This is a genomic window from Pedobacter sp. UBA5917 (assembly GCF_002432345.1).
Lineage (GTDB): Bacteria > Bacteroidota > Bacteroidia > Sphingobacteriales > Sphingobacteriaceae > Pedobacter.
This window is the reverse complement of the sequence record NZ_DJDT01000283.1, coordinates 33,805-46,832: the sequence shown is the minus strand read 5'-3', so window position 1 is coordinate 46,832 and position 13,028 is coordinate 33,805. Positions and strand designations below refer to the sequence as shown.

The window sequence follows — 13,028 nt, the reverse complement described above, 5'->3', positions numbered from 1 at the left end:
CTGGTGTATTTAATTGAGGTATTAAAGGCCAGACAGAAAAAAACAATGGCAAACAACCCGATTGAAAAATGCTTTTCTTTAAGATAAACCGCTCTTGCCACGATAAACAGTACGAGTGCAAAAACAATAAAAAAGGCATTAAAATCTACAATGAGTTTATAAATGAAAACGCCTGCAAAACCGATCAGGAAAATAATCAGTCTTTCCTTATTGGTAACATTAAGTTGGCTGCTCACCGTTGCCGAAATAACGGTAATCAGGTAAATCTGGAACCAGGCCAAACATAAAATCACAATCCCAACCCAACTGGTACCGCTCAGTTTAAGAATATTTACAATGTCGAAGTTGATTTTCGAGTTAAAAATAAGTCCGAAAAAAATATCGTCCGTATCCCAAACAATCTGCCCGATCAGCACCATTAAACCAGCCTGGATAGTCAGGCCAACAGCCTTATTGCGTTTAATCCATGTCGGAAATTTATACTGCTCTTTATGGTTGTACATAAAAAGCAAGAGCCAGGTAAGCACAATTACATTTAGAAGGAAATCGCCGAGCGAGGGCATCAGAAAATTATCGGCATAGATCCTCGGATCGAACAGATCAAGGATAAACCGGTGGTTAAACCAGCCATAATACAGATCCGACAAACGGAAAGCCAGAAAGAAAAAGAGCAGTAAAAAGGTTCCCCAGGCAATATGGCCACGGCGTGCAATAAGCGAACTCAACGAGTTAAAGAACATGCAGATGCACAGCATCCCCGCAATAAACAGCCACAACTGTGTGCCCGAATAATAGGTCTCGGCATACCCCGGTTTTACCTTCAGCCCGAACAAAAATTTATTATCGAGGCTTTTTATTACGTAAACATCCTTATCGGTAAAAGATGCAAAGGTTAATAGCTTTGAAGATGATAATAGAGGATCGATATCGTTTTTAAAGTAGGGTGTTTCTTTAAAAGGATATTGCGATTGGATAGCGATTAAAAAAATCAGAGTAAATCTGCCCTGCGTACTTTTGATTACCTCATACCAGCCGTTGGAGAAGAAGAGTACCGAGCTGCCTTCACGGATTGAGTTTGGATCAATATCAGAAACCTTAACCGTACTCCAGTATTTCAGGTCGTTATTTTCGTAGGTTAGCAGATTTACCCCGCTATTGCTGCGATAGGTATTGATAAAATCGGTCGCATTTTTAGGATTATGGTGAAACTGCTTAGCCTTTGCTACCTGTTGTTTATCGGCCAAAAAAGCCTGCACCAACCGTTCTTTCGACAAAAGGTTCTGCTGTACTTCTTCCGCATCGTGCTCCAGTAATTCGCTTTTGGTGGTAAAATGGCTCAACGAAATAGACGTTACCATAAGGCAACAGCCCAAAACGAGTAATAGAAACCTAATTTTTACACCAAAGCTCATATTCATACACGATAAAGATATTAATTATTGATAAAAAGCAACGCCATAAACTTGGGGCTTATGGCGTTGGCATTGTTATATTTTACAACATTGATTTATGCTACAGTAGCGCTGCTGGTTTGTACCTCGCGGCTCACTTTTTTAACCAGCCCCTGCAATACATTACCCGGACCAACCTCAACAAATTCGGTTGCACCATCGGCAAGCATATTACCAACTGTTTGTGTCCAACGTACGGCGCCCGTTAACTGTTTAATTAAGTTCGCTTTAATCTCTGCCGGATCAGTATAAGGTTTTGCATCAACATTCTGATAAACCGGGCATACAGGTGCCGAGATATTTGTTGCTTCGATAGCAGCCTGTAATTCTATTTTGGCAGGCTCCATTAAAGGCGAGTGGAATGCACCACCAACATTTAATTTTAATGCCCTTTTTGCTCCAGCTTCGGTTAATTTTGCACAGGCAAGGTCGATACCTTCAATACTGCCTGAAATTACCAGTTGCCCTGGGCAGTTGTAATTTGCAGGTACCACTACCGCATCAATCTCTGCACAGATTTTTTCTACCACATCATCAGCCAAACCTAAAATAGCAGCCATAGTTGATGGTTCTGCCTCACAGGCTTTCTGCATGGCATTTGCGCGGGCAATAACCAGTTTCAAACCATCCTCAAAACTTAGTGCATTTGCAGCTACAAGCGAAGAAAATTCGCCCAAAGAGTGACCGGCAACCATATCTGGTTTAAAATCATCACCTAAAACTTTTGCCAAAATAACCGAGTGCAAAAAAATTGCAGGTTGGGTTACGTTGGTCTGTTTTAGTTCTTCGTCCGTTCCACCGAACATAATATCGCTGATGCGGAAACCGATAATTTCGTTTGCCTGTTCAAACAATGCTGCAGCTTTCGGGTTTTCGTAAAGATCTTTACCCATACCTACAAACTGTGCTCCCTGTCCGGGAAAAATATATGCTTTCATTATAATTGGTTTGGCGTACCGCGTTTGGTGGTTAGCGTTCTACATCTAGCCATTTACCTCGATACTTTCTACTTGATAATTATTACTTGTACTTATTCTCCTTAACTAAATACTTCTTTCTTGATACTAAACAGTTGATGCCAACTAGTCCAAGCTCGCAGTAATTAACCTTAAAAACTCCGCTCTTGTTTTATCGTTGCTTAAAAAAGTTCCGGTAAAGGCCGAAGTTGTAGTAACCGAGTTCTGTTTCTGTACACCGCGCATCGACATGCATAAGTGCCTACACTCCATTACCACAGCCACACCCATCGGGTTAAGGGTATTTTGGATACAATCCCTGATTTCGTTAGTTAAACGCTCCTGTACCTGTAAACGGCGTGCAAAAGCATCAACTACACGTGGGATTTTACTTAGCCCCACAATGTGTCCGTTAGGGATATAGGCAATATGTGCCTTACCAAAAAACGGCAGCATGTGGTGTTCGCACATAGAATATACCTCAATGTCCTTTACCACCACCATCTGGCTATAATCTTCCTCAAACATGGCCGATTTAAGGATTTCATCAGGCTTAATATCGTAACCATGGGTTAAATACTGCAAGGCCTTGGCCACGCGTTCAGGGGTTTTCAACAAACCTTCGCGCTGGGGGTCTTCGCCCAATTGCCCTAATATATCTTTGTAATGTGTAGCTACAGCTTCAATTTTTTCTTCATTGTAACGGTCTACTTTTACATAACCGCTTACCGGCTCATCGTCAAATGCGTCTATATTGCTCATTAATTTAGGTTTTTAACCAAAGTATTCAACAAAATTATTTTCGGTTTCGTAGATTTTTACACAGTGTAAAATGGCTCCGCTTTCTGCAATTGGTGCCTCTAACTGTTTCCAGATTTCGATGGCCAGATTTTCGGTAGAGGCCAGTTTGCCTTTCATAAAATCGACATCAAGGTTTAAGTTTTTATGATCAACCTTATCTACAACATAGTCGTTCATTACGTCTTTAAGCCATTTTAAGTCAACAAGAAAGCCCGTTTCCGGATTTACCTCGCCTTTTACTGTAACATACAGCCAATAGTTATGGCCATGCCAGTTGGGGTTGGCACATTTACCATAAACTTCACTATTTTTATCATCATCCCAATCTGGACGCGCCAATTTGTGCGCCGCATTAAATGATGCTTTTCTTGTTATGTAAATCATTACTATAAAATAAAATGCAAATATACGGATAAAATGGATGATGTTTGATGGATAATCATGTATGATGGAAGAGGGATAATGGATGATGTAGCAATGCCGGGTCCATATTCCATCTCTTCCCTTCCTTCATCCATTTTAACCTTATATACCCAACATCTTCTGACCTCGGACATCGGACTTTCCGACTCATCCATATTCCATTATACATTTTACATATCTTCATTAACTTTACATTATGAAAACTTTAGTTGTTGCCGCTACCAAGGCCGAATTGGCTTTCTTTTATCAGCATTTTAACCTGCCGGAAGGCGATTTTGTGGAAAGTAAAAATTTCGACCTGCTCATTACCGGCGTTGGTATGGTAGCAACTGCTTTCGCGCTGGGCAAACACCTTTCGCATAAATATGAACTGGTGGTAAATTTTGGTATTGCCGGCTGTTTTGATAGAGATATAGCCCTGGGCACAGTTTTAAACATTACTGAAGATACTTTTGCCGAATTGGGCGCCGAAAATGGCGATGAGTTTATATCTATAACCGATTTAGGCTTCGGAGAGAATCATTACAACTCCAAAACACAGCGTAAAGTTGGCTTGCCACTGGCCAAGGGCATTACCATGAACTGCGTAACCGGAAGCGAAAAAAGCATTAAAAGCCTGATCGAAAGATTTAACCCAACTACCGAGAGCATGGAAGGTGCAGCGGTTTTTTATGCGGCCAAACAATTAAATATTGACTGTTTACAGATCAGAAGCATATCCAATTATGTGGAACCCCGGAATAAAGACAATTGGAAAATTGGCCTTGCGGTTAAAAACCTGAACGATTGGGCCATTGCTTTTATTGGAGAAATGAACTGATTATGACCAATTACTGTAGCACAGTAGTTAATTTTGATTTATGAACCCGACACAATTAAAATAATTATTTTAATTGTCAAAGGCTCCATCTAACAACTGAAAACAAAAAATAAATAGATGAAACTTACACTTGGATTTTCTCCCTGCCCTAACGATACCTTTATTTTTGATGCTTTAATCCACCATAAAATTGATACCGAAGGTTTAGAATTTGAGGTTTTTTACGATGATGTAGAAACCCTGAACCAGAAAGCCATGCGGGGCGAGTTGGATATTACCAAATTAAGTTTTCATGCTTTTGCCTACGTAGCCAATCAATATGCTTTGCTTGATGCCGGTAGCGCTCTTGGTTTTGGTGTTGGTCCGTTGTTGATCAGTAAAAAGCATTTCGACGGCGAAACCGACCCCAAACTCCAAACGCCGAACTCCGAACTTAAAATCGGCATACCCGGAAAATATACTACGGCCAATTTTCTGCTGGGCATCGCTTATCCACACTTACAAAATAAACAGGAACTGGTTTTCTCTGAAATCGAATCGGCACTGCTGAATGAAAAGATCGATCTGGGATTGATTATCCACGAAAACAGGTTTACCTATCAGGACAAGGGATTGAACAAAATTGTTGACCTGGGCGATTACTGGGAAAAACTGACCGGTTGCGCCATCCCCTTGGGCGGTATTGTAATTAACCGTAACCTGGATCGCGAAGTGCAGCTAAAAGTGAACCGTTTGATCCGTCAATCTGTTGAGTTTGCTTTTGCACATCCAAAATCGGGTATCGATTTTATCCGCGAACATGCCCAGGCGATGGAAGAAAGTGTAATGTACAAACACATCGAACTTTACGTAAATAAATACAGCATTAACCTGGGTGAAGAAGGCCGCAAAGCAGTTGATACTTTATTTAAGCTTGCGCAGGAAAGAGGCATTATCCCTGCAATTCAGGAAAATCTGTATATTTAATCCTGCTCCTCATCCCGACCGTAGTGGAGAGATCTATATGTTATTGTTGAAAGGTTAGGAGGTTAAAAGTTGGAAGGTTGGTTTGAGGGAATTGTATTAAATTGCAAAAAAATCTACAAACTCTAGTTCGATAAATATTGATGTGCTTTCATCAATTTTAGCCAACTTTTCCTAATGCGGCCGTCATGCTGAATTTATTTTATTAGCCGTTTTTATTGTTTTCAAAGGTCTAATAGCTACTTCGTGGTCAGCATCTTTCCAGCTAGAAAGACCCTGAAACAAGTTCAGGGTGACGAGTTGATGGAGAAATCTGTGCCTCGATAGATTTGTCGACTGCGCTGCACCCGATAGCTATCGGTCCGCTCGAAATAATGATACGGTTTTAGGATGTAGTCGACATAAATTTGATACGCCAGAACGGTGTAACATTAAAACCTTACAACATTCCAACTTTTCAACCTTACCCTACCAACAACTTATAACCCTTACCATGAACATTGATAATCTCTACAGCCGGATCTGCTTTCAGGTATTTGCGCAATTTGCTTAAAAACACGTCCATACTGCGGCCGTTAAAGTAATTATCATCATGCCAGATGCTTAATAAAGCTTCTTCGCGGGTTAAAACAGTATTCTTTTTTAAACATAATAAACGCAGCAATTCTGCCTCTTTGGTAGAAAGTTTTTGCTGCTGATCATTATTGGTAATAATCTGTGTAGTATAATCGAAATGATACTGGCCTATAGAAAACTCTGTTTCCGCGGTTTCATCATTACTGCCTGTTTTATTGGCAACGCGTTTAAACATGGCATTAATGCGCAACAAAAGTTCTTCGATACGGAAAGGTTTGGTAATATAATCATCGCCGCCCAAATCATAAGCAGCAGATTTATCTTCAAGCATGGTTTTGGCCGTTGCAAAAATGATCGGAACCTGGGTATTTACCTTCCTAATGTCTTTACCGAGCGTAAAACCATCTTTTTTCGGCATCATCACATCCAAAATACACAAATCGAAGTTCTGTTTGTTAAATGTTCTTAAGCCATCCTCGCCATCAGTGCACAACACCACATCAAACTTGCCTTTTAACTGCAGATAGTCCTGTAATAATAAACCTAAATTCGGATCGTCCTCTACCAGAAGTATTTTTTTCATTTTCTTAATTTTATTCACATATGTAGCATTCCCTACAGTGAAAGTTTGATTCTGAATATGCATAACGGTTTAATTTAGGTTGTAGAATAAATTAATACGCTACTATATTAGGCAAATTAAACCTGTAATATTTTAATGTATCGATAAAGCCACCTTTTGTGCCGACGGTTATCCGTTATATAAAGGTAAAGATATTTCGAACGTTGTTCCCTTATCTTTTTCGCTACTTACCTTAACCGTTCCCCCTGCTTTTTTGATAATATCCTGAACATAATTTAAGCCCAGGCCAAAACCCTTAACATCGTGCAGGTTACCTGTAGGCACCCTGTAAAATTGGTCAAAAATTCTCTTCGATTGCTCTTTCGTCATGCCAATACCTTTATCTGCAATCTCAACAATTAAATTTTTATGGTTATTGCGGGTGGTAATGGTAATCTCGGGCGTATTGGTACTGTATTTATTGGCATTATCGATCAGGTTGTAGATTACGTTTGATAAATGCAGCTCATCTCCAAACACCACCGAATTTTCCGCATCAGTATTCACATGGATAATTGCATTTTTTTTCTGCAGCTGTAATTCCATACTATCCAGCACAATTACAATCAGATCGTTTACATCCACTTCGGTATTTTCCATTTTAAGTTCGCCCTTTTCTAAGCGGGCAATACTTAAAACACGTTCTATATGGCTTCCCAAGCGTACGTTTTCGTCATAAATAATCCCTGCCAAACGCTTTAAACGTGCTTTATCTTCTGTTACTTCGGGATCTTTTAAAGCCTCGCTGGCAATCATAATGGTTGCTACCGGTGTTTTAAACTCATGCGTCATGTTATTGATGAAATCCGTTTTCATTTCCGACAGTTTTTTCTGCTTTAAAATAGCATAAAGTGTGTAAGAAAAGATAAAAACGAGTACCAGCAACAGCCCAACCGATGATGCCAGGGTAACACTCAGATTGGCAACAATAGCCGAATTTTTATTTGGGAAACTTACAAAAAGCATCCCCGGATCGCGAAAAATATCGTTGCCGAACAAAGGGGTTTTATAGGTATTCTCCGGCAGAAACTCTCCTTTTACATTGGAGGCCGTCATAAAAATGGTCGAATCCTTTTTAGCCAGCGAAATGCGGTAAGCGGGCTCCAGGGTAATATTATGCGCCAGTAATTCGTCTTTTAACAGGTTACCGAGGGCATCGAAATTAATACGTTTAACAATAGGGATTTTGGTTTCCTGCAATTCCTTCGATACATCCTCAACCACACTTAACCGAGTGTACGAAAAGGTATCTTTACCCAATGCCGCAATCTTAATCTCCAGCTGTTTTTTGGCAATCTCATCCTCACGTTTAAATTTTTTCTGTAAATCGCTCGGAATCTTCGGAACATTGGCAAAACCCGGGCTACCATCCCGCGGGTCGAAAACCAGATACCTCAATGTATCGGGCAAACTCTGTAAACTTTTAAACTCAAATGCTTTAGGCGGTGTAGCAAATGGCTTTGTACGCATGCTATAGCCTTTAATGATCAGGCTTTTCATATCGATAAAAGCATCCATCTGCAGATCGAGCTTATCGCCGTTTTTTGAACTTAACGAACTAAATTCCTTTTCAGAAATTACTGCGGGCGCGCGGTATGTATTACGGATAATACTATCCTGCTGGTTCAGGTAATTTTCGATCTCATTTTCCCGTTCAACCTCTTTTAATTCACTTTGCTGAAGATATTGCTGCCTTAAATCTTTAATATCCAATGTACGTTGCCTCGAATCCTGAAGCTGTTTCAGTTTATTTTCAGCATCCTTGCGGTTTAAATGATCGGCAACATTTCTGCGCTGTATTTTATTTACTACCGTAGTTAAGGTCTGGTTTACCTGTTCATCAAAAAGCTGCGATTTTAGCTTATACGATTCCCTGATGTAATACAGCTGCATTACAAGAACACCCAGCAAAGCCACCGTCATTAAAACGGTAATTAACCAAAAACTCTTTTTCTTCATTGAACCGGAATGGTTTAATTTAAAACCGGAATAAACCTTTTAAATTTAAACAGGTATCAAAAATACTGAATAGCAAAGCTAAGTGTTTGTTTTTAACATATTTTAACAGCGGTGGCGAGACTTCCGAAGTTAGCCGGGCTGGTGCCTCCGCAAAACTTCGGAAGTCTTGGGCAAAAGGCAAAAAAAATGCCGAGACTAAAGCCTCGGCATGGTTCAAAATTGTTTGCTTAAAAAAGATTCTTTATTTAAAAAGGCAAATCATCGTCTTCGCCTGGTGCATTGCTTACATCAACCGGAGCTGCATAAGCTGGGGCTGCCGCTGGGGTACCTGCTGCAACAGCATTGATACGCCAAATTACCAAACTGTTAAAATATGATGTTTTACCTTGTTTATCTGTCCAAGGGCGACCACGTAAATTAAAGAACACTTCAACCTCATCACCTGCTTTAAATGTATCTAATAATGCAGTTTTATCTTGTAAAGCCTCAAAACGGATATATTCCGGGTATGTTGGGTTTTCTGCGTATTCTATTATTAAATCACGTTTTTTAAACGTTTCACTTACTTGTTGTGTGGCACCTACTTCGTGTACTTTTCCTTTAATTTCCATATCAATACTACTTATTGTACTATAAACATCAAATCTCTATAATTTTATTGATAACTTCGCATATATTATGATGCAAGTTTTCCACAATAAAAGCAGGGTAATTATTACCTGCAACAAGCGCCTTTCCCCTTATCTTCAGGACGAAGTTAAGGCTTTGGGCTATACCATCGAAAGGGCTTTCGCCACCGGCGTAGAGCTCAACATTACCCTTACAGAGTGTATTAAGCTTAATTTAAACTTGCGTTGTGCCAGTCAGATCCTTTATGCTTTAAAAAGTTTTAAGGCCGTTACACCCGATGATTTATACAAAGAAATATCAGCTATTGAATGGGAAGAACTGATCGATTTTTCGGGTTATTTCTCGGTTACCTCAAATGTTGATAACCCAAATATTACCACACCTCTTTTTGCAAACCTAAAAGTTAAGGATGCAATCGTAGACCGCATGAAAGAGAAAAAGGGCATTCGCCCCAATTCGGGTTCTGACGCCAATAAAGCAGTGGTACACTTATATTGGAAAGATGCCGATGCAGATATATTTATAGATACCTCGGGCGAAACACTTGCCAAACATGGTTACCGTAAAATCCCCGGAAAGGCACCTATGCTCGAAGCTTTGGCCTCGAGTGTTATCCTGGCCAGCAACTGGGACAGAAAATCGCCATTTATTAATCCCATGTGCGGTTCGGGAACTTTGGCTATCGAAGCCGCTTTAATTGCAACCAACCGTGCGCCGGGCCTATACCGTATGAATTATGGTTTTATGCATATATTGGGTTATGATGAACAGGCCTTTTTTGCTGAACGCCGGATTTTAAAAGACCAGGTAATTAAAAATGTCGACCTTAAGATTATAGCTTCCGATCTTTCGGAGGATGCCGTTGAAGTTACCCGCAGAAATGCGAAAACTGCCGGCGTGGATACTTTGATCGAATTTGAGGTTTGCGATTTTGAGTTAACACCCGTTCCGGAAGATGGCAAGGGCGTGGTGGTTTTTAATCCCGAATACGGTGAACGTTTAGGTGTGCACAGCAAACTTGAGCTAACCTATAAACGCATGGGCGATTACATGAAAACCAAGTGCAAAGGCTATTCGGGTTATATTTTTACCGGAAATCCCGACCTTGCAAAAAAAATAGGTTTAAAAGCATCTAAAAAAATTGAATTTTATAATGGTAAGTTAGATTGTCGTTTATTGGAATACGAATTATATGATGGCTCGCGCAGGGCTCCATTAATTGAGGCATAATTTTTCATTGAAAATTGATATATTACGCTCTCTTACGTACCATAACGTAGAAAATTTTGAAGAATATGGAATTTGATGACATGGATCATATGCCCGAATGGGAGCATTTTAGCCGTTTTGGCCGCGATGACGAGGATGAAGAAGGCCTATCGATTGATGACGCGGAAAAGGTTAGGCTAAAGGCAACCAGGGCAAAAAGTCTTTACAACCAGGCAAGGGCAGTATATAAATATGCCGCCCTATTCTGCGAAACCCTTGAAGGTGAAATGGCCGAAATGACGGCCAACCTGATTATGCAGAATGCACTGATGCTCTGTCCGAAAATTGTTGGTGCCGAAGGTGCCGATATGTATATTTTAAGGATGGAGAATGCTTCCATCATCCGTACCAACTGCCGCGAACTCGAAACACAGGTAAGGGCCGCAGATATGTTCGAAATCTGTACCCCTGAGTACAAGGATATTGTTCTGGATGAAATGGAGAAATTCCGCCTGTTGTTTATCGAATGGGTTAAATATTTCGAAAAAGACGAATTTGAAGATGACTGGGGGTTATATTAATCCTTGGCATCCAAATTTCCAGCAGCTTTTATTTTCCTATTAGGATAATACCCACTATATATATATTATCCTGCCCTATTCCATCCGCTAAGATCAGCGCCATAACAGATCTTATTGCTACGGCGGACAAACCCCACAAAACGCTCATAAACAGACAACTAAATACCCCGGATTTAGCACATTAAACATTTGGTCTGTTACTTTGTTATAACCATAAGTATCTTTTGGAGCACATATAATTCCTAAAAGTGCTAAAAATTTCCTTTTTTGAAATCTGCCCCATTTGGATTTTCGTAAATATCGGAAGAACATTAAAATTATCCCTTTTTTATGGAAGATGTATTGGCTTTAAAGACGAAGAATGTTGCCGGGAATATCAGAAAAATTAGAGAATACAGAGACTATACTCAAGATTATCTGGCAGCAAAATTAAAAATATCACAAAATGCCTACAGCAAGATTGAGCTTGGCTATAGTAAACTAACTATAGACCGCTTATTCCAGATTGCAGCAATTTTGGAGGTAGAGGTTGCGCATTTGCTCACGCTTAACCATAGCGATCTGATCAAAATTATTACCGATGATGAGAACAGGGCAGCTGCTGCAAGTTAAACCGCACTGTTGATATCATTTTTTTATCCCTGCCGATAATTCCGATACCTTTGGGAAAAAATTAGGATTATGCAGGATGCCATTCAGAAAACCATCGATTTTGTTAAAGAAACCTTAGCCCATGCTGAGGCGGGACATGACTGGTTCCATATTGAACGTGTTTTTAAAACCGCTCAAACCATTAATCAACAAGAAAATGGTGATGGATCTGTAGTGGCATTTGCGGCCTTATTACATGATATTGCCGATCCTAAATTTAACAATGGCGATGAGGAGTTGGGACCGAACATGGCTGCGTCATTTCTGGCGTCAATCGCTGTAGATGCTGCCGTTATCGAACATGTTAAACTGATTATCCAGAACATGTCGTTCAAAAACAGTTTCGATGGCACCGGCTTCACTTCAAAGGAAATGCAGATTGTACAGGATGCCGACCGTTTGGATGCCATCGGGGCTATTGGTATTGCAAGGGCTTTTACCTACGGTGGTTTTAAAAACCGGGTGCTTTACGATCCGGCTATCCCGCCAGAGGAGCATTTAACCAAAGAAAGTTATAAAAACACCACCGCGCCTACCATTAACCACTTTTACGAAAAGCTGCTCCTGCTAAAGGATATGATGAACACCGAAGGCGGTAAAACAATCGCCACAGAAAGGCATAACTTTATGTTGCAATACCTCAATCAGTTTTATAAAGAATGGGAAGGCCAATAAACCTACGGGCCGTCTGTTAAAAAATTACCCATTAGTAAGTATTTTGGCGCATTTTATAAGGACTTAACTTTACAAAAAATTAATTCCTTATGCAACCATACAAACTAAAGTACCACAAAAACAGTGTTTTGTTGATTGCCATGGTTGGCATTCCGGTGTTTTTTATATCACTGATGTTATATTGCCTCTTTAATTTGCCAACCTCACTTTCAGAACCCTCAACTCTGATTCTAATCTGCTTATCGGTCGTTTTTATGGCCACTACGCTTTTGTGGATTACCCGTACGCAGATTTTTGTATCAGGCAAAGTCCAGATCAATGAAAAAGGTATCCGGTTTAAGCTAAAAAGCACTTCATTTTTATACAGAAGAACAAATTTTTTCTGCCATTGGGATAATGTAATCGGTGTAACCGAAATGTTCGATAACCATAATGGCGGATATTTTTATAAGGTGGCGTTTAAAAACCCAAATTTCGTGGCTTATTTCAGTCCCCTAAAAAAACACGAAAAAGATGCAGAGCGTTTTTTTACGGAACTACAGTTTTATAAAGAAAGTTATAACATTCCACTTCAGTTACCATTAAATATAAAATTGAAGCCCAGCAGTAGTTTTGATTAAATTAAAATTATTCCCTAAACGAATAGGATAATCAGAGATTTTTACTAATATTTTTAGTTATTTAAGCTATCTTTGTTAGTAAACACATCCC

13 protein-coding genes and 1 pseudogene are annotated in these 13,028 nt (G+C 39.8%); 7 read left to right on the top strand and 7 right to left on the bottom strand.

Features of this window, described 5'->3' with window-relative positions:
* The 4 genes and pseudogenes from B2V92_RS19495 to B2V92_RS19480 all read right to left on the bottom strand — a co-directional run.
* Positions 1–1,358: pseudogene (locus tag B2V92_RS19495) on the bottom strand (two-component sensor histidine kinase); the annotation flags it as partial.
* Positions 1,359–1,507: 149 nt separating this feature from the next.
* The gene (gene fabD / locus B2V92_RS19490) at positions 1,508–2,389 is read right to left on the bottom strand and encodes an ACP S-malonyltransferase (RefSeq protein WP_293311356.1); all 882 of its coding nucleotides are present in this window, start codon (positions 2,387–2,389) and stop codon (positions 1,508–1,510) included.
* 144 nt (positions 2,390–2,533) lie between these two features.
* On the bottom strand, positions 2,534–3,169 hold the full coding sequence (folE, locus tag B2V92_RS19485; protein ID WP_293311354.1) for a GTP cyclohydrolase I FolE: 636 nt from the start codon (positions 3,167–3,169) through the stop codon (positions 2,534–2,536).
* 12 nt (positions 3,170–3,181) lie between these two features.
* The gene (locus B2V92_RS19480) at positions 3,182–3,592 is read right to left on the bottom strand and encodes a 6-pyruvoyl trahydropterin synthase family protein (RefSeq protein ID WP_293311352.1); all 411 of its coding nucleotides are present in this window, start codon (positions 3,590–3,592) and stop codon (positions 3,182–3,184) included.
* A gap of 235 nt (positions 3,593–3,827) precedes the next feature.
* On the opposite strand from B2V92_RS19480, the gene mqnB reads away from it, so the two are divergent.
* Together mqnB and B2V92_RS19470 are read left to right on the top strand one after the other, a co-directional pair.
* Complete coding sequence (gene mqnB, locus B2V92_RS19475; RefSeq protein WP_293311350.1) at positions 3,828–4,451, top strand: futalosine hydrolase; 624 nt, start codon at positions 3,828–3,830, stop codon at positions 4,449–4,451.
* Positions 4,452–4,568: 117 nt separating this feature from the next.
* On the top strand, positions 4,569–5,417 hold the full coding sequence (locus B2V92_RS19470; RefSeq protein ID WP_293311348.1) for a menaquinone biosynthesis family protein: 849 nt from the start codon (positions 4,569–4,571) through the stop codon (positions 5,415–5,417).
* A 460-nt stretch (positions 5,418–5,877) separates the two neighbouring features.
* Here the strand turns inward: B2V92_RS19470 and B2V92_RS19465 are convergent, their stop codons facing one another.
* From B2V92_RS19465 to B2V92_RS19455, 3 genes are all read right to left on the bottom strand, one after another.
* The gene (locus B2V92_RS19465) at positions 5,878–6,573 is read right to left on the bottom strand and encodes a response regulator transcription factor (RefSeq protein ID WP_293311346.1); all 696 of its coding nucleotides are present in this window, start codon (positions 6,571–6,573) and stop codon (positions 5,878–5,880) included.
* A gap of 168 nt (positions 6,574–6,741) precedes the next feature.
* Complete coding sequence (locus B2V92_RS19460) at positions 6,742–8,571, bottom strand: sensor histidine kinase (RefSeq protein WP_293311344.1); 1,830 nt, start codon at positions 8,569–8,571, stop codon at positions 6,742–6,744.
* Between the two features lie 245 nt (positions 8,572–8,816).
* The gene (locus B2V92_RS19455; RefSeq protein ID WP_293311342.1) at positions 8,817–9,182 is read right to left on the bottom strand and encodes a DUF3127 domain-containing protein; all 366 of its coding nucleotides are present in this window, start codon (positions 9,180–9,182) and stop codon (positions 8,817–8,819) included.
* A gap of 70 nt (positions 9,183–9,252) precedes the next feature.
* Between B2V92_RS19455 and B2V92_RS19450 the strand changes: the two genes are divergently transcribed.
* The 5 genes from B2V92_RS19450 to B2V92_RS19430 all read left to right on the top strand — a co-directional run bounded on the left by B2V92_RS19450 (position 9,253) and on the right by B2V92_RS19430 (position 12,937).
* Positions 9,253–10,431: a THUMP domain-containing class I SAM-dependent RNA methyltransferase gene (locus tag B2V92_RS19450; protein ID WP_293311360.1), complete on the top strand. Its 1,179-nt coding sequence runs from the start codon at positions 9,253–9,255 to the stop codon at positions 10,429–10,431.
* 65 nt (positions 10,432–10,496) lie between these two features.
* On the top strand, positions 10,497–10,991 hold the full coding sequence (locus B2V92_RS19445; RefSeq protein WP_293311340.1) for a hypothetical protein: 495 nt from the start codon (positions 10,497–10,499) through the stop codon (positions 10,989–10,991).
* Between the two features lie 330 nt (positions 10,992–11,321).
* Positions 11,322–11,603, top strand: a complete 282-nt coding sequence (locus B2V92_RS19440) for a helix-turn-helix domain-containing protein (protein WP_293311338.1) — start codon at positions 11,322–11,324, stop codon at positions 11,601–11,603.
* Positions 11,604–11,672: 69 nt separating this feature from the next.
* Entirely contained in the window at positions 11,673–12,317 is a 645-nt protein-coding gene (locus B2V92_RS19435; protein ID WP_293311336.1) for an HD domain-containing protein, read from the top strand.
* Between the two features lie 254 nt (positions 12,318–12,571).
* Positions 12,572–12,937, top strand: coding sequence for a hypothetical protein (locus B2V92_RS19430; RefSeq protein ID WP_293311334.1), 366 nt, complete (start codon positions 12,572–12,574; stop codon positions 12,935–12,937).
* Positions 12,938–13,028: the final 91 nt, after the last annotated feature.

Bases quoted from the DNA above. Each gene is read 5' to 3' on its own strand.
- B2V92_RS19465 (WP_293311346.1), bottom strand. From the start codon at position 6,573: ATGAAAAAAATACTTCTGGTAGAGGACGATCCGAATTTAGGTTTATTA.
- B2V92_RS19480 (WP_293311352.1), bottom strand. From the start codon at position 3,592: ATGATTTACATAACAAGAAAAGCATCATTTAATGCGGCGCACAAATTG.
- B2V92_RS19440 (WP_293311338.1), top strand. From the start codon at position 11,322: ATGGAAGATGTATTGGCTTTAAAGACGAAGAATGTTGCCGGGAATATC.
- B2V92_RS19455 (WP_293311342.1), bottom strand. From the start codon at position 9,182: ATGGAAATTAAAGGAAAAGTACACGAAGTAGGTGCCACACAACAAGTA.
- fabD (WP_293311356.1), bottom strand. From the start codon at position 2,389: ATGAAAGCATATATTTTTCCCGGACAGGGAGCACAGTTTGTAGGTATG.
- mqnB (WP_293311350.1), top strand. From the start codon at position 3,828: ATGAAAACTTTAGTTGTTGCCGCTACCAAGGCCGAATTGGCTTTCTTT.
- B2V92_RS19450 (WP_293311360.1), top strand. From the start codon at position 9,253: ATGCAAGTTTTCCACAATAAAAGCAGGGTAATTATTACCTGCAACAAG.
- folE (WP_293311354.1), bottom strand. From the start codon at position 3,169: ATGAGCAATATAGACGCATTTGACGATGAGCCGGTAAGCGGTTATGTA.
- B2V92_RS19470 (WP_293311348.1), top strand. From the start codon at position 4,569: ATGAAACTTACACTTGGATTTTCTCCCTGCCCTAACGATACCTTTATT.
- B2V92_RS19435 (WP_293311336.1), top strand. From the start codon at position 11,673: ATGCAGGATGCCATTCAGAAAACCATCGATTTTGTTAAAGAAACCTTA.
- B2V92_RS19460 (WP_293311344.1), bottom strand. From the start codon at position 8,571: ATGAAGAAAAAGAGTTTTTGGTTAATTACCGTTTTAATGACGGTGGCT.
- B2V92_RS19430 (WP_293311334.1), top strand. From the start codon at position 12,572: ATGGCCACTACGCTTTTGTGGATTACCCGTACGCAGATTTTTGTATCA.
- B2V92_RS19445 (WP_293311340.1), top strand. From the start codon at position 10,497: ATGGAATTTGATGACATGGATCATATGCCCGAATGGGAGCATTTTAGC.